The following is a 22,145-nucleotide window of genomic DNA, read 5'->3' as shown; positions in this document are numbered from 1 at the left end:
GGCGGCGCTGGCGAGCAGCGCGGTGATCACGAGGCGTTCGGGCGTGGGCACGGGAACCGGCACAGCCGCCCCCGTGTCCGCGCCATCTGCCTTGACCTTCCGCGTTGCCCGCAGACCGCCCGTGTCGTCGTTCCACCTGGGGTGGAATCTATCGGCCCGACCGGGATGGACGGGACACCCTCCACAGGGCGCGCCCGGGAGCCGTCGAGCTGTCACCCGGTTCGCGCACTGCACCGTCAACTGTGCCTGACGACCGGCCGGAACGGATGCAGGTGGCCCGGTCGGCGTGCCGCGCGGACGCGTGCGCACGGCAGGTGCTGCTGCCAGGATCGCGGGGTAGCGCCCCTGACGAAAGCGACCGCGATGACCAGCGAAGCCGCCCTGCCCGAGCCGCACTCCGCCGACCCGCGCCGAGCCGACTCCCGGCCCGTCCGGCGGATGGTGCCGCGCAGTCGGAGCGAACCCCACCGCGCCGCCACGCCGTTGGAGCTCTTCTTCGACCTCTGCTTCGTGGTCGCCGTCGCCCAGGCCGGCGGCCAGCTCGCCCACTCCGTCGCCGACGACCACCTGACCACCGGCCTGGTCGGCTACTGCTTCGCGTTCTTCGCGATCTGGTGGGCCTGGATGAACTTCACCTGGTTCGCCTCCGCCTACGACGTGGACGACGTGCCGTACCGGATCACCACCCTGGTCCAGATCACCGGGGTGCTGATCCTGGCCGCCGGCGTGCCCCGGATGTTCGGCGACCAGGACCTCACGCTCTCGGTGGTCGGCTACGTGGTGATGCGCCTCGCGATGGTCACCCAGTGGCTGCGCGCCGCCCGTGGCGAGAGCGGCGGCGCCCGCACCATGGCGCTGCGCTACGCGGCCGGCATCACCGTCTGCCAGGTCGGCTGGGCGCTGGTGCTGCTGGTGCCGCAGGACGTCCGCCCGTACGTCGTCCCGCTGGGCATCCTGGCCGAGCTGTCCGTCCCGGTCCTCGCCGAGCGGCACACCCAGAGCACCTGGCACCCGCACCACATCGCCGAGCGCTACGGCCTGTTCACGCTGATCGTGCTCGGCGAGACGGTCTCCGCCGCCACCGTCGCCATCCAGGCCGCGCTGGACGAGCACGAGGCGCTGGGCGAACTGCTGCCGCTCGCCGCCGGCGGGATCCTGCTGTGCTTCGCCGCCTGGTGGATCTACTTCGCCCGGCCGGTCCACGACCACCTGCGCTCGAACCGGCGGGCCTTCCTGTGGGGTTACGGCCACTACCTGGTGCTCGGGGCGGCGGCCGCCATCGGCGCCGGGCTGGAGGTCGCGGTCGAGCACGCCGTCGGCCAGGCGCACATCTCCGCCGACGCGGCCGCCGCGGCGGTCACCGTGCCCGCGGCGGTGTACCTGCTCACGGTCTGGCTGCTGCACGCCCGGCACACCAAGAGCGGCGCCGGCCAGGCCGTGCTGCCGGTGGCCGCGGTGGCGATCCTGGCCTGCACCTTCGCCGGCGGGTCCGGGGTGCTGCTGGCCGGCCTGGTGGCGGCCGCGACGGTCGCCGTCGGGCTGGTGCTGTACGCCCGCGAGGGCTGAGCGGACCGCCCGCCACGCGCCGTACGGCCGACGGCTCGCGCGCCCGCCCCGGACCGTCGGTACCGGCTGGGACGATGGCCGGGCCCGCCGCCGTCGACCCTGGAACGAGCCGCCATGCCCGCCGTCCCGCACGCCCCCGAAGAGCTCGCCGAACTGCCCTACGCCCACCTGCTCCAGCCGCACAGCGGCCCGCTGCGGGCCGATCAGCGCTACGACACCGTGCTCTTCGACGGCACCGAGCACACCGGCGCGGCCGGCGGCGCGGGCTTCCTGGAGTGCGCCTTCACCGGGGTCCGGCTCGACGGCGCCCGGCTGCGGCGGGCCTCCTTCAACGAGACCTGGATGCACGGCAGCCGCCTGGTCGCCACCGACCTCGCCGACAGCGAGTGGCAGGACAGCGCGGTGCTCGGCTCGGTGCTCGCCGGCATCGCCTGGTACGGCAGCGCGCTGCGCCGGGTGGTCTTCCGCCAGTGCAAGCTGGAGTCCGTCAACCTGCGCGGCGCCACCCTGCGGGACGTGGTGTTCGAGGACTGCCTGCTGCGCGACGTGGACTTCGGTGAGGCCCGGCTGACGGAGGTCGCGTTCCCCGGCTCCACCCTGGAGGAGGTCCGGCTCGGCGGCGCGGCGCTCAGCAAGGTCGACCTGCGCGGCGCGGCCCGGCTCGGTCTGGCCGACGGCCACTTGGGGCTGCGCGGGGCGGTCATCTCCACACACCAACTCTTCGAACTGGCGCCGCAGTTCGCCCAGGCGCTGGGGATCGTCGTGAAGGACGGCTGAGGCCCGCGTTCACCGCGAGGTCGCCGGGCGACGCGCGGGCGAACAGTCCAAAAAGCCTTCGTGGAAAGCCATGGCCTTCGGCGCCGGGCTGGGCCAGGATGCACCGCGGTGTGCGCCAAACCTGTGTGCACAACTCCCTGAGAGGGCGGCGGTTCGGATGGCTGAGCTGAGTCGTAGGAAGTTCATGGCGCTGTCGGCGAGCGCGGCGGCCGGGGCGGCGGTGGCCGGCGGCACCGCCGCCACCGACGCCGTCGCCGACACCGCCGCGGCGGCCGTGGCGGGCACCACCGGGACCATCGTGGACGCCAAGCACATCGTGATCCTGATGCAGGAGAACCGTTCCTTCGACCACTACTTCGGGATGCTCAAGGGCGTCCGGGGGTTCGCCGACCGCAGCGCCGTCCAGATCGCGGGCGGCTACAGCGTCTTCAACCAGCCGAACGGCCTCGGCCGCCAGTACCCCTGGCAGTTCAGCGCCACCAAGCCGGCCGGCGGCGCCGACCCCGAGCGCCTCGCCCAGTGCAACGGCGACCTGGCGCACGGCTGGTCCGACCAGCACAAGGCCTGGAACGGCGGCAGGATGGACTCCTGGGTCGCCGCCAAGGGCAACGTCCGCGCCCTCGGCCACCTGACCCGGGCCGACATCCCGTTCCACTACGCCCTCGCCGACAACTGGACCATCTGCGACGCGTACTTCTGTTCGGTGCTCAGCGCCACCGGCCCCAACCGCACCTACCACTGGAGCGGCCAGATCGACCCGGCCGGCACCGCCGGCGGCCCGGCCTACGACGGCGGCGACGAGTCCAACCTGCGCTGGGAGACCTACGCCGAGGCGCTGGAGCGCGCCGGCGTCAGCTGGAAGGTCTACCAGAACGCCGCCGACAACTACGGCGACAACGCCCTGGCCTACTTCAACACCTTCTCCGGCGCCCCGGCCGGCAGCCCGCTCGCGGTCAAGGGCATGGGCTCGGTGCCTAGGGTCACCGGCAGGACCCCCGACGACATCGCCGCCGCGATCCGCGCCGACGTGCTGGACGGCACCCTCCCGCAGGTCTCCTGGGTGGTCGCCGACGAGGCCTCCTCCGAGCACCCGTACGCCACCCCGACCGACGGCGCGCACTTCGTGCACATGGTGATCGACGCGCTCAACGCCGACCCGGCCGTCTACAACTCCTCCGTCATGTTCCTCAACTACGACGAGAACGACGGCTTCTTCGACCACGTCCCGCCGCCCGTCGCCCCCGCCGGCACCCCCGGCGAGTTCTACAACGGCACCAACATCGGCCTCGGCTTCCGCGTCCCGCTGATCGCCATCTCGCCGTGGACCCGCGGCGGCTGGGTCAACTCCGAGGTCTTCGACCACACCTCGGTGCTGCGCTTCCTGGAGAAGTGGACCGCCGCGATCGGGAAGCCCGCCACCAGCCCCAACATCAGCGCCTGGCGCCGCAAGGTCTGCGGCGACCTCACCGGCGTCTTCGACTTCGCCAACCCGGTGTACGGGCTGCCCGCGCTGCCCAACACCGACGCCACCATCGGCCTGTCCGCCTGCGGCCCGCTGCCCAACCCGGCGCCGGTCACCAACGCCCTCCCGCTGCAGGAGGCCGGCACCCGCCCGGCCCGCGCCCTGCCGTACCAGCCCAACGCCAACCTCGACCACCTGGAGTTCGCCTCCGGCAACGTCATGAAGGTCTGGCTGACGATGGAGAACAAGGGGACGGCGGCCACCGGCGCCGCGCACTTCGCCGCCTACGCCAACGCCTACCGCAGCGGCGGCCCCTGGCAGTACACGGTGGACGCGAGCACCGGCCAGAGCGACTTCTTCAACTGCGGCGCGAACTTCGGCAACGGCCCCTACGACCTCAGCGTGGTCGGCCCCAACCGCTTCCTGCGCCGCTTCAAGGGCGACGCCACCAAGGCCGGCAAGAGCGTCACGGTGACCGCCTCCTACGCGAACGCCCCGACCACCGGCAAGCTCGCCGTCTGGTTCAAGCTCGCCAACGCCGGCACCGCCCCGGTCACCTTCACCGTCACCTCGAACAACTACCGCACCGACGGCCCCTGGGCGTACACCGTCCCGGCCGGGGGCAGCACCAGCGACTACTTCAACGCGGTGGCGTACCAGAACGGCTGGTACGACTTCACGGTCACCGTCAGCAACGACAGCACCTGGTCCCAGCGCTTCACCGGTCACCTGGAGACCGGCGCGCCCAGCGTCAGCGGCTGACCCCGCCGCCGGAGCCGGGCCCGCACCGCGCCGGGGCCCGGCTTTGGCGCGTCCGGCGGCCGTCCCGGGGTGCGGGGGCGCCGCGCCGGTGCCAGATTGGGCCGGAGCAGGGTCGTCCGTACACATCCGAGGAGGCGCCGTGGGTATCGGGGACAGGTTCCGGGACAGGCAGCAGGAGAGCGGCCGGGAGGCCGGCGGCGCGCGGCGGACCGGGCCGGGCGGGCGCGCGGCGGCCGAGCAGCGGGCCCAGGACGCCGTGGACACCGAGGACGCCACGGCCGAGGACACCATGATGGAGCCCGGCGACGACGGACCCGACGAGATCCAGGGCCCGTGGTGACCCGATGAGGGCCGCGCCGCCCCGGCCGTGCCCCGGTGGCATGTGGGGCGGCGCGGTGTGACAGTGAGGGGGAGGTCCGCCGTCCGAGTAGCCGGAGGAGCAGAGAGCGATGGGTATCTTCGACAGGTTCCGGTCCAAGGCACACGAGATGGTCAGCCCCTCCGAGCGCGGGGCCGTCGCCCACGACGAGGCCGCGGACGCGTTCGGTGACCGCGCCGAGCGGTCCAGGCAGCAGGCGGCGCAGGCCGAGGAGGACCGCCGGGCGGCGGCCGACATGACCGCCGAGGGCGACCCCCTCGACTGACCGCGCGGCACGCGCGGCACGCAGGGGGCGCACCCACGGCGGGTGCGCCCCCTGCCTGCGTGCGGCGGCTCCACCGGTGGCGTCCGGTCAGCGGGGCGGCAGCGGCGGGCGCCGCAGGTCCGGCCGCGGCACGTCGGCCGGCGGCGGGGCCGCCGCCGGGTGCTCGGCCAGCTGCTCCAGTGCCAGCCGGACGGCCGCGACCAGCTCGGTGTGCTCGCCGCGGGCCCAGTCGTGCGGGCTGCGCACCACCTCGACGTCCGGGTCGACGCCGTGGTTCTCCACCGAGAAGCCGATCCCCTCCGTGAACCAGGAGGCGTTCTTGGGCACCGAGATCTGGGTGCCGTCGCCGAGCGGGTGCCGGCCGGTCATCCCGACCACCCCGCCCCAGGTGCGGGTGCCCAGCACCGGCCCGAGACCCAGCAGCCGGATCGCGGTGATGATCACGTCCCCGTCCGAGCTGGTGGCGTGGTCGGCCAGCGCCACCAGCGGGCCGCGCGGCGCGTCCCTGGGCCAGCGGACGGGGTGCCGGCCGCGGGTGAAGTCCCAGGCCAGCACCTTGCGGTCGAGCTTCTCCAGCACCAGCTCGGAGACGTTCCCGCCGGCGTTGCCACGGACGTCCAGCACCAGGGCGGGCTTGGCGAGCTCGCTGCGCAGATCGCGGTTGAACTGGGCCCAGCCGGAGCCGCCGAGGTCCGGGATGTGCAGGTAGCCGCACCGGCCGTCGCTGAACTCCCGCACCAGCCTGCGGCGTTTGGTCACCCAGTCCTGGTACCGGATCGGCCGCTCGTCGGTCAGCGGGGTGACCGCGATCCGCCGCAGCGCCTCGCCGCGGCGCAGGGTCAGCTCCACCGTGCTGCCACCGGTGCCGGACAGCAGCGGGGCCGGGCCGCGCACCGGGTCGGGCGCCCGCCCGTCCACGGCCACCAGCTCGTCCCCGTCCTCGACGCCGTACCCGGCGAGCGGCGCGCGGGCCCTCGGGTCCGAGGACTCGCCGAGCAGGATCCGGTCCAGCAGCCAGCGGCCGTCCGGCGTGCGGTGCGCGTTGGCGGCCAGCAGCCCGAGCTGCTGCTGGGCCGGCGCGGGCCCCTCGCCGCGCCGCGCGGGCGTGACGTACGCGTGCGAGGTGCCGAGCTCGCCGAGCAGTTCGCGCAGCAGGTCGGCGAAGTCGTCGGGCGAGGCGATCCGCTCCAGCAGCGGCTCGTACTGGGCCACCAGCTGCGGCCAGTCGAGGCCGCACATGTCGGCGTCCCAGAACTGGTCACGGACGATCCGGGCCGCCTCGTGGTACGACTGGCGCCACTCGTCGGCCGGGTGGACGGTGTGGGTGATCCGCCGCAGGTCCACCGTGACCGGGGAGTTCGGGGACGCCAACGGGTGCAGCTTCAGCGACCCGGCCGAGAAGACCGAGACCGCGCTGCCGTCGCCGGAGACCGCGAAGCCGTCCAGCTTGTCGACCACGGTGCTGCGGGTGCCGTGCGCCAGGTCGAAGTACTCCAGCGACGGCCGGCCCGAGGTGTCCGCGGGGTTGGCGAAGGTCTGGCCGAGGGCGCCCGAGATCGGCCAGCGCAGCCAGACCACCCCGCCGCGCACCGGGGCCGTCGCCGAGTACTTGGAGGCGATCACCGGGAACGGCACCAGGCGCTTGGACAGGCCCGCCTCGTCCACCCGGACCGTCCCGTCCCCGGTCGCCTCCTCCGGGTCCAGCCCGACCGGCGGCCGGCCCCGGACCGGGGCCGCGAACGGCGAGGGGGTGTCGGCCGCCAGCGGGACGAGGTACGGGCGGCAGCCGAGCGGGAAGGAGAGGTCGCCGGTGTGCACGTCGTGCACCGGGTCGAAGCCCCGCCAGGAGAGGAAGACCAGGAAGCGGCCGTCCCGGGTGAACACCGGGTGCTCGTCCTCGAACCGCCCGCCGGTCACGTCGACCGTCCGCTCCGGGGCGTCCACCCGGGCCAGCTGGATCGAGCGCAGCGAGCGACCCGCCACCGGCTGCGACCAGGTCAGCCACTGCGAGTCGGGGGAGAAGGCGGGGCTGCTGACCGGGCCGAAGGCGCAGGCCACCACCTCCCGGACGGCGCCGTCCTCGACCGTGACCAGCAGCAGCCGGCCGTCCGAGGCCGCCACCGCGAGGGTCCGGCCGTCCGGGCTGGCGGTGAACTCCAGCACCCGGCCGAGCAGGCCGGCGGCGATCCGGCGCGGGGCCGCCACCGGGGTGCCGTCGCGGCCGGGCAGGGGGGCCACCTCGACGGCGTCCGCGCCCTGCGCGTCGCTCACCCAGGCGGCCCGGCCGGTGTGCCCGAGCACCACCGGCAGCCGGGCCCGCACCCCGGGCGTGTCGGCCAGTACCCTGGCCGGGCCCTCCCGGTGGGTCAGCCAGTACAGGCTGCCACGGACGGTGAGCACCCCGGCCCGGCCGGTGGCGTCGCAGGCCAGGTCCTTGACGTGGGTGGCGGCGAGCACCTGGTAGGGCCGCCGGCCGGCCCGCGCGCCGCCCAGCGGCACCGACAGCCGGCGCGGCGCGGGGGCGTCGAGGCCGTCCAGCAGCCACAGGTCGCCGGCGTGCTGGTAGACGATCCGGGTGCCGTCGGTGGCGGCCTCCCGGGCGTAGTACGAGGCGTGGTCGGTGTGCCGGCGCAGGCCGGTGCCGTCCGGGCGGCAGGAGTAGAGGTTGCCGATGCCCTCGTGGTCGGAGAGGAAGGCGATCCGGCCGGCCGCCGGCATCGGCATCGGGGAGGCCAGGTGGCCGGTGTGGCCGGGCAGCAGCGGGCCGTGGTCCAGCCAGAGCCGGCCGGTCGCCCCGCCGCGGTAGCGCTTCCAGGCGGCGGGCTCGTGCGGCGCCGAGGCGGTCAGCAGCACCGTGTGCTCGCTGCTCATCTGGGCGTCGGCGACCGGGCCCCAGGGCAGCCGGCGGCCCGGCGAGCCGTCCGGCGGCAGCGCGTACGCCCAGGTGTAGTGGGCGAACGGCTCGCGGTAGGAGGTGACGGCCAGCACCTCGCCGTCCGGCAGCCAGCCGCGGACCCGGGTGTCGGCGCTGCCCCAGTACGTCAGCCGGACCGCCTCGCCACCGGCCGCGGGGGCGGTCCACACCTCGGGGGTGAGCGTCAGCCAGCTGGTCCAGGCGATCACCGCGCCGTCGGGGGAGAGCCGGGGATGACTGACCCTGGTCCGGTCGCAGCTGATCCGCCAGGCCCGGCCGACCTCGCCGTCGGTGCCCAGCGGCGCGGCCCAGACGTCGTCCTCGGCGGTGAAGGTCAGCAGGTCGCCGCGCAGGTGGGGGTGGCGCAGGTATCCGGGCACCCCTCCATGGTTCGGCCGGTGCCGATCACCCGCAACCGGGCTGCCCGCTCATGCACCGTCAGCGCCCCGCGCCGGCGGGAGGGCCCCGGTCACGGCGTCCACCGGGGCCCGCCCCGCAGTCGAGAGGCGCTCTAGCACCTGCGCTGATCCTGACCCCCGACGGGGCGGGCCGCCGGTGGGCGCAGGGCGCAGGAGCCGCGCCGGACACCACGGCCAGGGGAGGGGAAGCGATGTCGGAGAACGAGACCTTCACCGACGTACTGCTGCGGCACGCCGCGCAGGACGCGGAGAAGGACGCCTTGGTGTTCCTGCGGGAGGAGCCGACCGGCCCGGCCGGGGGGCTCCAGGTGCGGCTGCCCGCACTGGCCGTCCCGGCCGGCATCGACCACCCGGCGCCGGCCCGGCGCGACCACCGGCTGTGCGAGCGCCGGATGGACTACGCGGAGCTGGACACCGCGGCCCGCCGGCTGGCCGCCTGGCTGCAGGACAGACGCCTCGCCGGGGAGCGGGTGCTGATCCTCCAGGCGGACGCCGAACGGTTCGCCGTCTCCTTCCTGGCCTGCCTGTACGCCGGGGTCGTCGCGGTGCCGGGGCCGGCGCCCAACGGCCGCCGCGGCAACGACGAGCGCACCCTCGGCATGATCAAGGACGCGGCGCCCCGGCTGATCCTGACGGACCGTCGCGCGGCCCCCGACATCTCGCTGATGGCCGCCGTGGCCGGCCGCGGGGACCTCGCCTGCCTCGCCCTGGACGGCGCCGAGCTGCCCGCCGCCGAGGACTGGCGCCGCCCCGCGACCGGCGCCGACGACCTGGCCATGCTCCAGTACACCTCCGGCTCCACACGGGACCCGCGCGGGGTGATGGTCACCCACCGCAACCTGCTCGCCAACCAGCGGGCGATCGCCGACCTGCTGGGCACCGGCCCCGACTCCCGGGTCGGCGGCTGGCTGCCGTACCACCACGACATGGGGCTGGTCGGCCAGCTGCTGCACCCGCTCTGGCTGGGCGGGACCGGCGTGCTGCTGCCCACCGACCTGCTGATCCGGCGCCCGATCCGCTGGCTGGAGGCGATCAGCCGGTACGCGATCGACGTCAGCGGCGGCCCCGACCTGGGCTACGAGCTCTGCGTCCGGCGGGTCTCCGACCGGCACCTGGAGGGTCTCGACCTGTCCGGTTGGACCACCGCGGTCAGCGGCGCCGAGCAGGTCAGGTCCGAGACCCTGCGGGCCTTCGCCCAGCGCTTCGCCCGGGTCGGCTTCCGGGCCTCCGCGTTCGTCCCCGCCTACGGGCTGGCCGAGGCCACCCTGCTGGCCACCGCCCGGCCGGCCGGCCCGACGAGCGCGCCCGGCCAGCGGGTGGTCGACGCGGCCTCGCTGGAGAAGCACCAGTTCGTCCAGCCGGTGCCCGGACGCACCGCGCGCACCCTGGTCAGCTGCGGCAGCCCGGCGCCCGACGCGCTCGCGCTGCGGATCGTCGACCCGAAGAGCCGCCGGGTGCTGCCGGAGGGCAGGGTCGGCGAGATATGGCTGCGCGGCGAGGGCATCGCCCGCGGCTACTGGAAGCGGCCGCTGGAGACCGCCGAGACCTTCAAGGCGGTCACCGCCGACGGCGACGAGGGCTACCTGCGCACCGGGGACCTCGGCGTGCTGCGGGACGGCGAGCTGTTCGTCACCGGGCGGATCAAGGAACTGCTGGTGGTGGCCGGCCGCAACCTCTACCCGCAGGACATCGAGCGCGCGGTGCAGCAGCTCAGCAGCTCCTTCGGCCCGGGCGTGGTCTTCGAGGTGGAGCCCGGCCGGCCGCACATGGTGGTGGTGCAGGAGGTCAGGACCGCCGGGCGGTTCGACCTCGACCTGGCCCAGCTGACCATGAGCGTGCGCCAGTGCGTCTCCCGGGAGTTCGAGGTCCGGGCCGGCAACGTGCTGCTGGTGCGCCCCGGCACCGTGCGGCGCACCACCAGCGGCAAGCTCGAACGCGGCACCATGCGGCGGCTGTTCCTCTCCGGCCGGCTGAAGGCCCTGCACCAGGTGGTCGAACCGGCGGTCGCCGAGCTGGTGGCGGGCGGCCCGGCGGCAGCGGGGGTCGGACGGTGACGGCGCGCACCGGCACCCTGGGCGCCGGCGCGCCCGGCACCGGCCGCCCCCTCCCCGGCGCCCCTGTCCCCGGCGCCCCCGCCGCGCCCGGCCGCTCGGTGGAGACCGAGGCCGCCCGCCGGATCACCGAACTGGAGACCGCCCTCGGCGACCCCTGGGACCCGGCCAACCCGTACGGCCACCGGGCCGTCCTGGAGGCCGACGACCGGTCCGAACTGCCCGACGACTCGGTCCGGTTGCTGCACCGGCTCGGGCTCGCCGCGGAGTTCGTCCCGGAGCGGCTCGGCGGCCGCTTCGAACGGGTGGACGTGCTCGCCCGGATGCTCCGGCCGGTGTTCCGCCGCGACCCCTCGCTCGGCGTCGGCTTCGGCGCGGGCTCCTTCCTGGCCGCGGTCTCGGTCTGGGCGGCCGGCACCGAGGCCCAGCAGCGCCGCACCGCCGACCTGCTGCTGGCCGGGGGCCGGGTGGCCGTCGCCTACCGGGACCTCGCCCACGGGAACGCCTTCCTGCGCGACGAGTTCTGCCTCAGCGACGAGGGCGGCGGGCTGCGCCTGGACGGCGCCAAGCGGGTCATCGTCAACGCCGAGCACGCCGCCGCGCTGGTGGTCTTCTGCCGCACCGACGACCGGCCCGGCAGCCGCAGCCACTCCGCCGTCCTGCTCGAACGGTCCGGGCTGCCCGCCGACCGGGTGCGCGACCTCGACCGCTTCCCCACCGTCGGACTGCGCGGCTGCTCGATGAGCGGGCTGGCCTTCACCGACTGCCCCGTCCCGCGCGAGGCGCTGCTCGGCGACTGGGGCGACGGGGTCCGACTCGCCCTCAGCTCCTTCCAGTTGACCCGCAGCGTGCTGCCCTCGATGGTGCTCGCCGGGGTGGACACCGCGCTGCGCACCGCCCTGCGGTTCGCGCTGGACCGCGGAGTGCACGGACGGCCGGTGCTGCGCAACCCGCAGGCCCGGGTCAGCCTCGCCGGCGCCTTCACCGACCTGCTGGTCTCCGACGCGCTGGCCCTCACCAGCACCCGCGCCGTGCACCTGTACCCGGAGGCCACCGGGGTGTACGCCGCCGCCACCAAGTACCTGCTGCCGATCCTGCTCAGCGACTCCGTCTACGACCTGTCGGTGCTGCTCGGCTCCAACCTGTACGAGCGCTCCGGCGCGTACGGGATCTTCCAGAAGCAGGTCCGGGACCTGCCGATCACCAGCCTGGGCCACTCCGGCACCGCGGCCTGCCAGTCCACCGTGATCCCCCGGCTGCCGGTGCTCGCCGAGCACGCCTGGACGGTCGGCGGGGCCCCCGACCCGGCGCTGTTCCGGCTGCGCGAGGACCTGCCCGCGCTGGACACCACCCGGCTCGGCCCGGTCGGCACCGAGGACCCGCTGCTCGCCGAACTCGCCGACCTGGCCGCCGGATCGACCGCCGTGGCGGGCGCCGGGGAGTACCGCGAGGTGCTGGAGACCCTGGTGCGGACCCTCGCCGCCGAACTGCACGAACTGCGCGCCGCCGCCCGGTCGCTGGCCGGCCGGCGCCGCGACGACCTGGCCGACCCGCGCAGCTACGCCCTGGTGGACCGGTACGCGCTGCTGCTGGCCGCGGCGTCCGCGCTGGGGGTGTGGCGCCACCAGATCGGCGGACCGGACCCGTTCCTCGCCCGTCCGGCCTGGGTGGTGCTCGCGCTGCTGCGGATCTGCCGCCGGCTCGGCCTCGGACTGCCCGGCCGCCCCGCGCCGGGGGCCGAGGGCGAGGTGCTGGACGAGCTGCTGCGGCGCCACCACGGCGGCGGCACCTTCGACCTCTACGACGACCCGACCGCCGCGGCGCCCGTCGGCTGACCGCCGGCTGACCGCGGGCGGGCCGACCTGACCGACCGACCGACAGACAGGGAGTACAGGATGAGTGCGGTGCTGGAGCGGCCGGCCCGGCTGCTGGGCGAGCTCGCCGAGGAGGCGGCGGCGGTGCTGGGCGGCGGCCGGCCGGCCGTCCCGGTGGACGCCCGCTTCTACGACGACCTCGGCTTCGACTCGGTGATGCTGATGCAGCTCAAGTACCGGATCGAGCTGCGTTTCCCGGAGCTGGGCGAGCTGTCGCTGGCCGAGATGGTGGACAGCCTGGTGAACTGCTCGACCCTGGCCGAGTACCTGACCGAGCTGGCCGCCGAGGTGCGGCCGTGAGGCCGGCCCGCGACCCGGGGGCGGCGCTCGGCGGGCCGATCCCGGTGTACCGCGGGCCGGGCGGCGGCTGGGACGAGGTGCGGGAGTCGCTCACCCGGCGCGGCAGCGCCGTGCTGGTGGCCGGCCTCGGCGACTGGGTGCCGCGGGAGGGGGCGCCCGCGGACGGGCCGGACGGCGAGTACCCCGGCGACCGCGCGGTGCTCGGCCGGGACTGGGCCAGGTACCAGGCGATGTCCCACGAGCAGGTCAGGGAACGCTTCCTGGCCTCGCGGCTGCTGCTGAAGACGGCGGCGGGCGCGGCGCTCCAGGCGCCCCCGGAGACGGTCGACCTGGCGTACAAGCTCGGCGGCCGGCCGTACCTGAGGGGCTGCGACCAGGTCGACATCAGCCTCAGCCACACCGAGGACCTGCTGGTGGTGGGGCTGACCCGGCGCGGCTGGATCGGGGTGGACGCCGAGGTGGCGGACCGCACCCTGGTCGGCACCGGCGCGGAGCGGCAGATCTGCACGCCGTACGAGGCCGCGCAGCTCGAACTGTTGGACCCGGCCCGGCGCAACCCCGCGCTGGTGCGGCTGTGGACCCTGAAGGAGGCGTACAGCAAGGCGATCGGGCAGGGACTGCGGTTCCGTTTCACCGAGTTCGGGTTCGCCACCGGCGCGGAGCGGGTCAGCGTGCTGCGGCCGGACGGCTCGCCGGGGACGGGGGGCGAGTGGAGCTTCGGGACCTGGGCGGTCACCGGGTACACGGTGAGCGTCGCCCTGTTCGACGCCGGCTTCGACGAGACGGCGGACATCGCGGCCCGGACGATGCTCGACGACGGTCTCGTGGACGCGCTCATCGGACCGCAGAGGGCGTTAGCCTCCGGAGTGTGATCGTAAGGTTGCATGCCGCGATCTCCTGGCTAGAATCGCACCTCTGGCGGTCACGAAGCCAGACCGATTCGAAGCGGTACCGGCGCCGGGACCAGACGTCTGCGAGCCGGTGCGCGGACGGGGGGCCGGGGGAAGTGATCCGGATACTGCTTGCCGAGGACATGAACATGGTCCGGGGGGCGCTGGTGGCGCTGCTGGGGATGGAGCCGGACATCGAGGTGGTCTCCGAGGTGGACCACGGTGACCAGATCCTGCCCCAGGCGCTCGCGCACCGCCCGGACATCGCGGTGCTCGACATCGACCTGCCGGGGGTGGACGGACTGACGGCGGCGGGCCTGCTGCGGGACCAACTGCCCTCCTGCCGGACGCTGATCCTGACCAGCCTGGGCCGGCCCGGCACGCTGCGGCGGGCGATGGCGGCGAAGGTCTCCGGGTTCATCCTCAAGGACGCCCCGCCGGAGGAACTGGCCAGGGCGATCCGCAAGATCGCCAACGGCGAGCGGGTGATCGACCCCCAACTCGCCATGGCGGCCTGGGACTCGGCGGACTGCCCGTTGACCAACCGGGAGGTGCAGGTGCTGCGGATGGCCGCCCAGGGGGCCGAGGTGGTGGAGATCGCCGCCGGGCTGTTCCTGTCGGCGGGCACCGTGCGCAACTACCTGACCAACGTGGTGACCAAGCTGAACGCCCGCAACCGGGTGGACGCGATCCGCAAGGCCGACGAGGCGGGCTGGCTGAGCTGACCGGGCGGCCGTCCGGTCATCGGCTGCGGGAGCCGGCGGCCGGGGGCGGTCAGGAGACGCTGCGGAGGTCGGTCTGCTGGGCCAGCGGCACCAGGGCGACCACCTGGAAGGTGCCGTCCGGCTGGACGCCCGCGGTCAGGCTGCCGCCGATCGCGGCCAGCCTGGTCTCCAGGTTGCCCAGCCCGCTGCCGCCCTCCTCCCAGGAGGTCCGGGCGCCGGGCAGCTGGCCGACGCCCCTGGCGGCCGCCCGCCGGCGTTCGGGCACGCCGTCGTTGACGATCCGCAGCCGGATGTCCGGGCCCTGTTCGCCGACCTCGATGCGGCAGTGCTCGACCTTGCTGTGGCGGAGCATGTTGGTCACCGCCTCACGCAGCACGGTGGCCAGCGTGGTGTCGACCACCCCGGGCAGTTCGGAGGACTCGATCCGGGTCTCCACGGTGATGTCGGCGGCCTCCAGCATCCCGCGGGCCGACTCGGCCTCGCCGGCCAGCGACATGTCGCGGTAGCCCCTGGCCACCGCCCGGACGTCGGCGAGGGCCTGCCGCGAGATGCCCAGGACGGAGGTCAACTCCTCGGCGGCCCGGGTCGGGTGGCTGTGCACCAGGCGGATCGCCACCTCGCTCTTGAGGGTGATCGCGGAGAGGCTGTAGCCGAGCAGGTCGTGCAGGTCGCGGGCGAATCGCAGCCGCTCCTGGGCGACCGCGAGCCGGGCCAGCTGGCCGCGCGCCCGGTGCAGCTCGACCACCAGCTGCACCAGCCGGCTCAGTCCGTACATCATCAGCCCGCTCAGCAGGGTGGAGATCGCGACGTACACCACGTCCTGCGGCCGGGCGTTGTACAGCACCGCGACACCGGTCATCGAGAGGACCACGCCGCCGTACCAGAGCCAGGCCCAGGCGCCCTCCAGCAGCATCAGCCCGGAGGCGGCCAGGAACCCTCCGGCGGCGCCCCAGATCGCCCCGAAGAGCAGGATGGGCAGGTAGGTCAGCAGCGTCTGGACGGCCAGGGTCAGCCGGCCGAATCTTCGCCGGACCAGTTTGGCCTGCGGCAGGCAGTGGACCAGCTGGCAGCCGCAGATCACCACGAAGGCGGCGATGCCCAGCAGGAGGCCGGGACTGCCGGGCCGGATCGCGATCAGGTTGACCGAGACCTGCACCAGGTAGGCGAACAGCGCCGCATAGAGGATGCCGAGCGCGAACACCGGTGCGGGCTCGTGCCGCAGGCCCTCGTCGCCGGCCGTTTCGTCTCTCGCCACTGGTCCGGATCCTCCGATCAGACACATCCGAGGACCGAGCGTACGTGGTGATCGACGGTCAGACACCGGAGTTCCAGGGATGGTACGGACTTGCCGGTCCGTCCGGCCGGGCCGCGGCCGGGCCGAGCACCAGCTGACCCACCGGGGACTCGGCCCGCCAGTCGGTGCCGCTGACCCTGGCGCCCGCCGCGATGTCGGTCGCGCCCAGCGGCACCGCCGCCAGGCCCAGCGCCGCGGCCGTCAGTTCGAGGGTCTGCAGGGCGGCGCCGGTGTCGCGCAGCACCAGGGCGTAGCTCTGCCCGCTGAACTTCCAGGCCGTCCGGGCGAACCGGGCGGTGAGCGTGATCACCAGCGGCGGCGGCGCGGGCAGGCCGGCCGCGACCCGGCTGCAGGTCAGGACGGCGTCCAGGATCCCGCGGTCCTCGTTGAGCAGGGTGAGCCGGTGGTGCTCGGGGTCGTAGTGGAACACCCCCGGCGGCAGGCCGTGGCACCGCTTCACCGAGACGTACAGCTCCAGCGGATGGGTCCGGCCGAAGCTGGTGTACGGGCGCTCGCTGACCTCGTACCCGGGCGGGCCGGCCGGGTCCTCGGCGACCGCGCGGACCCGGGCCGCGCGGTAGAGCAGCACGCCGAGGTGGTCCACGGTCAGCCGGTCGGCGCTCTCCGCGCAGTCCACGGCCGCCGCCGCGCGCTCCAGCACGGCGGCGAACGGCGGATCGTCCGGGCCGGCCGCCGGGGGCAGCGGCAGCGGGAACCGGGGGCCGTCCGGCGCGGTGCGGACGGCCGGTTCGGGGCTCAGCCGGCCGGTGTGGGCGTACGTCGCGCCGAAGTCGTTGTCGTGCCGGCCGACCGTGCTGCGGGTGTGGAACAGCAGGTCCACCGGCGACCAGGTGGACAGCACCGGGTCGGCGTCCTCGGCGAACGCCGCCGCGCCGTCCGGCGTCCGCCCGGCGGCGACCGCCAGACCCGCGGCGAGCAGGTGCCCGACCGCCTCGCGGACGGCGGCGGACGGGAACGGCAGCAGCGAGTCCAGCTCGGCCAGGGTGGTGCTCCAGCCGAGGGCCCCGAGCAGGGCGGCCGCGGTGGGGCGGTGGGTGACCACCCGGAACAGCGACAGCGGGGACTCCAGCGTCAGGCCCCGTCCGGCGCCGGACAGCACGGCGAACCGGGAGAGCCGGACGGGCTGGTCCTGCTCCAGCCCGACCGGTTCCAGGACGGCCTGCGGGGACATCGGGACGACCGACAGGAGCGGTAGCTCGCTGTCGGTCAACCCGACCGAACGGATCGTCAGGTGCGGGATCAGCCGCAGCAGTTCGTCGAGTCTCGCGCGGGCGCCGCTCTCCGCGCCGTCCAGTACGTTGCCCAGCGAGATCGGCCCGAAGGTCATCCTGCGCAGGGCCTCGCGGCCGGCCCGGTCGGGCCGGGCCAGCCGTACGGTGGACCAGCGGTTGCGCAGCAGCGCGTCGCCGTCCGGCCCCTCGAACTCGACGTCGACGTCCTCGCGGAGCGACCAGAGGCGCTGGAGCTCCGGCGTCGAACCTCCGGCCGCTGCGTCCATGGCGCTCTCCGGGGTAGGCAGTGTGCGAATGGCCCACTATCCGGGACTCCGGTCGAGTCCCGCTCAAGTCTCACACGAACAGTGGGACGGGGTTGAGCCGCTCGTACGGGGTCGGCTCGTCCAGCCGGCCGAGGCTCACCGGCACGTCGTACAGCCGGCCGGGGGCGAAGCGGGCCCAGAAGTGCCGCAGGCCCGGCACCACCACCCGGACCACCGGGAGGCCGATGTCCGCCCTGGTCTGGTCGAGGACCAGCAGCTCCATGCCGTGCCGGCGCACCAGCGCGCCGGCGGCCTCCAGCTCGGAGCGCGCACCGGGACCGGCCGGCGGCGGGCGGTCCGCCGGGCGGACGGCCCGGCGCTCGGGGTCGGGCAGCAGGTAGGGGTGGCGGGCCACGGTCGCCGTCCGCCACCAGTGCAGGGCCGCCGGGTCCTGGAGCGAGTAGCGCGGCGGGCCGCCGGGCCCGGTCGGGGCCACCGCGGGGAGCAGCTGGTTGACCTCGGCGACCGCCCGACGGACGGCCTCCGGCAGGGCGAAGTGCGCGCCGAAGCCGAACAGGACGTCCTCGGTGGGCCCCTGGAGCCGCCGGGACAGCACCGCCACCACCGGGACGCCGAGGTCCGCGGTGAGGTCCAGGGCCCACAGTTCGCGGCCCTGCCCGCGGTGCAGCCGGGCCACCTCCTCGATCCACGGGTCGTCCAGGGCCGCCAGGTCGACGGCCGGCTGGCGGGTCCGGTTGTACCACCACAGCGCGACGGCGTCCCGTTCGACCAGCTCCAGGAAGCCGCGCAGCACGGCGTCCTCCAGGGTCCCGCCGGCGGCGCAGCCGTTGGAGTCGGCGCGGGCGTACCGGGCGTCGCCCGGCTGGTGCGTGCCGTAGAACAGCATCGCCGTCGGCAGCAGCCGCTGCCGGCCGCCGGTGAGCGACCAGAGCGGCGTCCAGTCGAGCGGGGTGCGCTCGTCCAGCGGTTCGCAGATCCGCTGGTAGCTGCCGTGCGCGATGTTCCACTGGGCCCGGTCCCGGTACTGCCGCTCGTGGTACAGCTGGCAGCTGTTGGGCGGCAGCGCGGCCTCGCCGAGGCCGCGCAGACTGTCCCGGATCCGCGGCTCGTCCCCGTGCAGCCGGCCCGACTCGCGCTCCAGCGCCTCGCACAGGGCGCTGACCCGGGCGTCGAGCTCGGTGGCGCCCTTGCCGCCGCTCTCCCGGCGCAGCGGCGCCCGGCCCTCCGGGGCCGTGCAGGAACGGGCGGTGAAGGAGTGCAGCGGAGCCGGGGCCTGGGCCCGGGTGATCTCCTGGACGACCCCGCAGATCGGGCTGACCAGGTGGCCGTAGCGGTCCAGCACCTGCTGCGCGGTCGGGAGCCGGCTGCCGCCGCGGGCCCGCCCGCCCGGCGGATCGTCGGGGGCCGGGCGCGGCACGACCGGTTCCAGCATCCGGGCCGCGCCGGCCGCCGGGGTGCCGCAGGTGGGGCACTGCGGGCGGCGGACCACGGCGTGCCGTCCGGCCCGCAGGCTCAGGGTGTCCAGGGTGTCGATCTCCGGGCGCTCCGAACGGGGCTGCCCGGCCAGCCACTTGGCGGCCTGGAGGGCTGCGAGCTGGAGGCCGAGGGCGCGGGTGGCGCCGAGCGAGGCCTCCGGGCCGAGCGGTGGCTCGGACAGGCCCAGGGCGTGCTGGACGGTGAGTTCGTGCACCCGGTTCGCCCGCAGGCGGTGGGCCAGGCACTGCCAGCAGGCGCCGTCGTCCGCCGAGAGCACCGGGCCGGACCACACCACCGAGCCGGTGGGCTTGGCGATCAGCCAGGGCCGGCCGGCGGCCCGCTGGGCGACGTCGATCCGGCGCAGCACCGGGGCGAGGTAGTCGTCGCACACCACCACGGTCAGCTCGGCGGCGTCCGGCGAGTCGGACGTGACGCAGCGCAGGCCGGCGGCCTCGAAGGCCGGGCGGACGCTGGCCGCGTCGTCCCGGCCGACCGCCAGGATCCGGACCTGCGCGGCGGTGACCCGGGCGGAGGAACTGGTGCCGTCGAGCCCGGCCAGCTCCCAGAAGGCCTCGGCGCGCGGGTCGCGTCCGCTCTGGTCGGCGGGCCGGTAGCTGACCAGCCCGGCCGCGGACAGCGAACCGAGCAGCTCGCCGATCTCCGCGGCCGAGACGCGGTCCCCGGCCTCCCGGAGCAGCGAGGGCAGGTCCCGGGTGCCGTCCAGCAGCGGCGCGACCGCCTCCACGTGCGCGCCGCGCAGGCGGGTGGTGCCCCGCTCGGAGATCAGGTACGCACCCTCACCCGCGACGACTTCGGCCCGCAGGTGGCGTCGGAACGCCAGTACCCGCGGGCCGGTCGTGGGGAGGGCTCTGAGCTCCGCGTCAGAGCTCACTGTCGACGGTGCAGAAGGTGAAGTCGGCGAGGACGGTGCCTTGGTCCAGGTCCTCGATCGTCAGCCGGCCGCCGGCGGCGGTGGCGAGGGCCGGCGCCGGGGCGCCGAAGGGCAGGGAGATGCCGAACTCGGCCAGGACCGGCGCGGGTTCGACGGTGTAGCGGGTGCGCAGCACCGGGTCGAGATGGGCCGCGATGACCAGTTCGGCGAAACGCCAGTCGCGCTCAAGGCCGGTGCTGGACGGTGCGGCTGGAATGGTGAGTGCGCTCACGGGGGCAACTCCGTTGCTAGAGACGGCCTGTGCTCACAGTGGTACGGCACGGAAGTCTGTGTGATCCGACCCCGCCGTGGACAGTGGATCCGTCATGTGCGTGGCGTGAGAATCCCATGGTGGCCGCGTGTGGTGATTCCCGTTCGATCCGTGAGGATCTCACTGTTGCCGGCCGCCTCCACCGTGCGAGGCTCTGGGGAGCGAATCCCCGGTGCTGTCCAGGAGTGGAAGGGAGGCGGATCCGTGCAGATCAACATTCTGGGCCCGTTCGTCGCGCAGGAGCAGGAGACATCCTTCGCGCCGAGCGCCGCCAAGCCGCGGCAGATCCTGGCGCTGCTCGCGCTCCAGGCCAACCAGGTGGTGACGGTGCCCACCCTGATGGAGGAGATCTGGGGCGACCAGCCCCCGCGCAGCGCCGCCACCACCCTCCAGACCTACATCCTCCAGCTGCGCCGCAAGCTCGGCACGGCCTTCCACGCCGAGCAGCCCTCGACGGCCAAGGAGATCCTGGTCACCCGGTACGGCGGCTACCTGCTGGACGTCCAGCCGGGCGAGGTGGACAGCGCGGAGTTCGAGCGGCTGCTGGGCCTCGGGCGGGCGGCACTCGCCGCGCACGACGACGTCGCCGCCTCCGCCCTACTCGGCCAGGCGCTCGCACTGTGGCGCGGGCCGGCCCTGGTGGACATCCAGGTCGGCCGGGTGCTGGAGATCGAGGTGCTCCAGCTGGAGGAGGCCAGGCTCGGCGCGCTGGAGAGCCGGATCGCGGCCGACCTGCGGCTGGGACGGCACGCCATGCTGCTCAGCGAACTGACCATGCTGTCCGCCCAGCGGCCGATGCACGAGGGCCTGCACGCCCAGCTGATCCTGGCGCAGTACCGTTCCGGCCGCTCCTGGCAGGCACTGGAGACGTACCAACGGCTGCGCAACACCCTGGTCGGCGAGCTGGGCATCGAGCCCTCGGCCCGGTTGCAGCGCCTGCACGCCGCGGTGCTCGCCGCCGACACCCGGCTCGACCTGGCGGGTGCGGAGCTCTCCATGGAGCTGCACCAGGTGGTCGGCTGACCGCTGCCGCCACCGGTCCCGCCCCTTCCCCTCGTCCGCTGCTCCACCGGGCGTCGAGGGCGGGACGAGTGCCGCGCGAGACGCCCTTCCTACCGTCCGCGGCATGGAGAGTGCCGAGAACCCGATGCCCGCCCCCGCAGACCTGCGGGGGCGGGCACTCGTCGTGGTCGAACGCGGCCTGCCCACCGCCGAGGAGCTCGCGGTGCTGGCGGTGGTGCTCGCGGCCGTCGCGGCCGGCCGGGCCGCGGCCGGGGCCGCCGCACGGGCCGGCCGGGCCGGCACCTGGCTGCGACCGGTGGGTGCCGACTACCTGCCGCCGGGCAGCTGGCGGACGGCGGCCTGAGGCGGCGGTGGCCCGAGGCGGCGACCTGAGCGGCGGCCGGAGGCGGCGGCCGGAGACCGGGCGCCCGGCTGATCCAGATCGGTTCTAGTCGCTCTTGAGGGAGGGGGTGCACCCTGCGGCGAGACGCCACTGCGAAGGAGTATCTGATGACAGTCCAGGGATCGATTCACCTTGAGCAGGTGGAGCGGGACATCCGCGATTGGCTGGTCGAGCGGCTCAGCAGCTACCTCTCCCGTCCGGAGAGCGAGATCAACACCGAGATGCCGTTCGCGGAGTTCGGCATGGACTCGGTGGCCGCGCTGAGCCTGTTCGGGGACATCGAGGAGAAGTTCGAGCTCTACCTGGAGCCCGCGGTGGCGTACGAGCACCCCACGGTCGCGGCCATGGCGGCGTTCCTCGCCGAGGAGGCGCGCGTCGCCTGACACTCCGGTTCCAGTGCGGCCCCGGGGCCCGGTTCCCGTCCCACCGAGAGGTGGTGCGGGAGGCCGGGCCCGGGGCCTTTCCGGCGTCAGCCCACGACCGACCGGACGAGCAGCAAGCCGAGTTGGTACACCGGCAGCACGATGGCGACCACGAGGCCGGCGTCCGCGACGGCCCGCAGGGCACGGCCCGGCGGCGCCGGGGGCCGGCGGGGGGCCGGCCGGACCACCCGCAGGCGTACGGGCGGCACCGGCAGCGCGGACGGCAGGTGCGGCAGCGGCGGCAGGGGTGCGAGCGGCACGGTCGGCCGGGGGTGCGGTGCGGACACGGCGGGCTCCTCGGGGCTCGGGGGCGCTGGCGGGGAGGCGGACGGGGGGGGGGCGGCGCCCCGCCCCCGCCCCCCCACCGTCCGAGACTAGGCCCGCGGCCGCGGGGGGTACTTGCGGGTCTGGAGGCGGGTGGGGGGGTTGGGCTGAGACGAGAG

At 74.9% G+C, this 22,145-nt stretch carries 19 protein-coding genes; 13 read left to right on the top strand and 6 right to left on the bottom strand.

Translation table 11 applies throughout. The features are described from left to right. Positions 1–363 precede the first annotated feature (363 nt). From ACIOFR_RS19855 to ACIOFR_RS19835, 5 genes are all read left to right on the top strand, one after another. Positions 364–1,566, top strand: coding sequence for a low temperature requirement protein A (locus tag ACIOFR_RS19855; RefSeq protein WP_400998940.1), 1,203 nt, complete (start codon positions 364–366; stop codon positions 1,564–1,566). Positions 1,567–1,680: 114 nt separating this feature from the next. Next, on the top strand, positions 1,681–2,343 hold the full coding sequence (locus ACIOFR_RS19850; RefSeq protein WP_400998938.1) for a pentapeptide repeat-containing protein: 663 nt from the start codon (positions 1,681–1,683) through the stop codon (positions 2,341–2,343). 157 nt (positions 2,344–2,500) lie between these two features. Then, positions 2,501–4,567: a phosphocholine-specific phospholipase C gene (locus ACIOFR_RS19845; protein WP_400998936.1), complete on the top strand. Its 2,067-nt coding sequence runs from the start codon at positions 2,501–2,503 to the stop codon at positions 4,565–4,567. A gap of 139 nt (positions 4,568–4,706) precedes the next feature. Further along, positions 4,707–4,907: a hypothetical protein gene (locus ACIOFR_RS19840; protein WP_400998934.1), complete on the top strand. Its 201-nt coding sequence runs from the start codon at positions 4,707–4,709 to the stop codon at positions 4,905–4,907. A 109-nt stretch (positions 4,908–5,016) separates the two neighbouring features. Next, a complete protein-coding gene (locus ACIOFR_RS19835) occupies positions 5,017–5,211 on the top strand; it encodes a hypothetical protein (RefSeq protein WP_400998932.1) in 195 nt (64 codons plus the stop codon). A gap of 87 nt (positions 5,212–5,298) precedes the next feature. Here the strand turns inward: ACIOFR_RS19835 and ACIOFR_RS19830 are convergent, their stop codons facing one another. Next, the gene (locus ACIOFR_RS19830; protein ID WP_400998929.1) at positions 5,299–8,505 is read right to left on the bottom strand and encodes a S41 family peptidase; all 3,207 of its coding nucleotides are present in this window, start codon (positions 8,503–8,505) and stop codon (positions 5,299–5,301) included. 230 nt (positions 8,506–8,735) lie between these two features. On the opposite strand from ACIOFR_RS19830, the gene ACIOFR_RS19825 reads away from it, so the two are divergent. The 5 genes from ACIOFR_RS19825 to ACIOFR_RS19805 all read left to right on the top strand — a co-directional run bounded on the left by ACIOFR_RS19825 (position 8,736) and on the right by ACIOFR_RS19805 (position 14,384). Then, positions 8,736–10,598 carry a fatty acyl-AMP ligase gene (locus tag ACIOFR_RS19825; RefSeq protein ID WP_400998926.1) on the top strand — a complete coding sequence of 621 codons (1,863 nt, stop codon included), beginning with the start codon at positions 8,736–8,738 and terminating at the stop codon, positions 10,596–10,598. After that, positions 10,595–12,430: an acyl-CoA dehydrogenase gene (locus tag ACIOFR_RS19820; protein WP_400998923.1), complete on the top strand. Its 1,836-nt coding sequence runs from the start codon at positions 10,595–10,597 to the stop codon at positions 12,428–12,430. The genes ACIOFR_RS19825 and ACIOFR_RS19820 overlap by 4 nt, the downstream gene beginning before the upstream one ends. A gap of 60 nt (positions 12,431–12,490) precedes the next feature. Beyond that, positions 12,491–12,769, top strand: coding sequence for an acyl carrier protein (locus ACIOFR_RS19815; RefSeq protein ID WP_371497205.1), 279 nt, complete (start codon positions 12,491–12,493; stop codon positions 12,767–12,769). Beyond that, positions 12,766–13,641 (top strand): 4'-phosphopantetheinyl transferase family protein, encoded by an 876-nt coding sequence (locus tag ACIOFR_RS19810; protein WP_400998919.1) that lies wholly within the window; start codon positions 12,766–12,768, stop codon positions 13,639–13,641. Before ACIOFR_RS19815 ends, ACIOFR_RS19810 begins: the two co-directional genes overlap by 4 nt. A 134-nt stretch (positions 13,642–13,775) precedes the next feature. Next, positions 13,776–14,384 carry a DNA-binding response regulator gene (locus ACIOFR_RS19805; protein WP_400998916.1) on the top strand — a complete coding sequence of 203 codons (609 nt, stop codon included), beginning with the start codon at positions 13,776–13,778 and terminating at the stop codon, positions 14,382–14,384. Between the two features lie 49 nt (positions 14,385–14,433). Here ACIOFR_RS19805 and ACIOFR_RS19800 read toward each other — a convergent pair whose 3' ends face one another. The 4 genes from ACIOFR_RS19800 to ACIOFR_RS19785 form a co-directional block, all read right to left on the bottom strand. Further along, on the bottom strand, positions 14,434–15,639 hold the full coding sequence (locus ACIOFR_RS19800) for a sensor histidine kinase (protein ID WP_400998915.1): 1,206 nt from the start codon (positions 15,637–15,639) through the stop codon (positions 14,434–14,436). A gap of 58 nt (positions 15,640–15,697) precedes the next feature. Continuing rightward, positions 15,698–17,197: a SagB family peptide dehydrogenase gene (locus ACIOFR_RS19795; protein ID WP_400998912.1), complete on the bottom strand. Its 1,500-nt coding sequence runs from the start codon at positions 17,195–17,197 to the stop codon at positions 15,698–15,700. 70 nt (positions 17,198–17,267) lie between these two features. Next, positions 17,268–19,565: a TOMM precursor leader peptide-binding protein gene (locus ACIOFR_RS19790; protein ID WP_400998909.1), complete on the bottom strand. Its 2,298-nt coding sequence runs from the start codon at positions 19,563–19,565 to the stop codon at positions 17,268–17,270. Further along, positions 19,555–19,836 (bottom strand): hypothetical protein, encoded by a 282-nt coding sequence (locus ACIOFR_RS19785; protein WP_400998907.1) that lies wholly within the window; start codon positions 19,834–19,836, stop codon positions 19,555–19,557. Before ACIOFR_RS19785 ends, ACIOFR_RS19790 begins: the two co-directional genes overlap by 11 nt. A 243-nt stretch (positions 19,837–20,079) precedes the next feature. Here ACIOFR_RS19785 and ACIOFR_RS19780 point away from each other — a divergent pair, with 243 nt between their 5' ends. The 3 genes from ACIOFR_RS19780 (at position 20,080) to ACIOFR_RS19770 (ending at position 21,663) form a co-directional block, all read left to right on the top strand. Beyond that, positions 20,080–20,898, top strand: a complete 819-nt coding sequence (locus ACIOFR_RS19780; protein WP_400998904.1) for a BTAD domain-containing putative transcriptional regulator — start codon at positions 20,080–20,082, stop codon at positions 20,896–20,898. A gap of 103 nt (positions 20,899–21,001) precedes the next feature. Beyond that, positions 21,002–21,241: an acyl-CoA carboxylase epsilon subunit gene (locus tag ACIOFR_RS19775; RefSeq protein ID WP_400998901.1), complete on the top strand. Its 240-nt coding sequence runs from the start codon at positions 21,002–21,004 to the stop codon at positions 21,239–21,241. A 146-nt stretch (positions 21,242–21,387) separates the two neighbouring features. Then, entirely contained in the window at positions 21,388–21,663 is a 276-nt protein-coding gene (locus tag ACIOFR_RS19770) for an acyl carrier protein (protein WP_400998898.1), read from the top strand. A gap of 86 nt (positions 21,664–21,749) precedes the next feature. On the opposite strand, the gene ACIOFR_RS19765 is transcribed toward ACIOFR_RS19770, so the two are convergent. Beyond that, positions 21,750–21,989, bottom strand: coding sequence for a hypothetical protein (locus ACIOFR_RS19765; RefSeq protein ID WP_400998896.1), 240 nt, complete (start codon positions 21,987–21,989; stop codon positions 21,750–21,752). Between the last annotated feature and the right edge of the window lie 156 nt (positions 21,990–22,145).

It is taken from the genome of Kitasatospora sp. NPDC088346, from assembly GCF_044740765.1.
Taxonomy (GTDB): Bacteria; Actinomycetota; Actinomycetes; order Streptomycetales; family Streptomycetaceae; genus Kitasatospora.
This window is presented reverse-complemented; position numbering and strand designations above follow the sequence as displayed.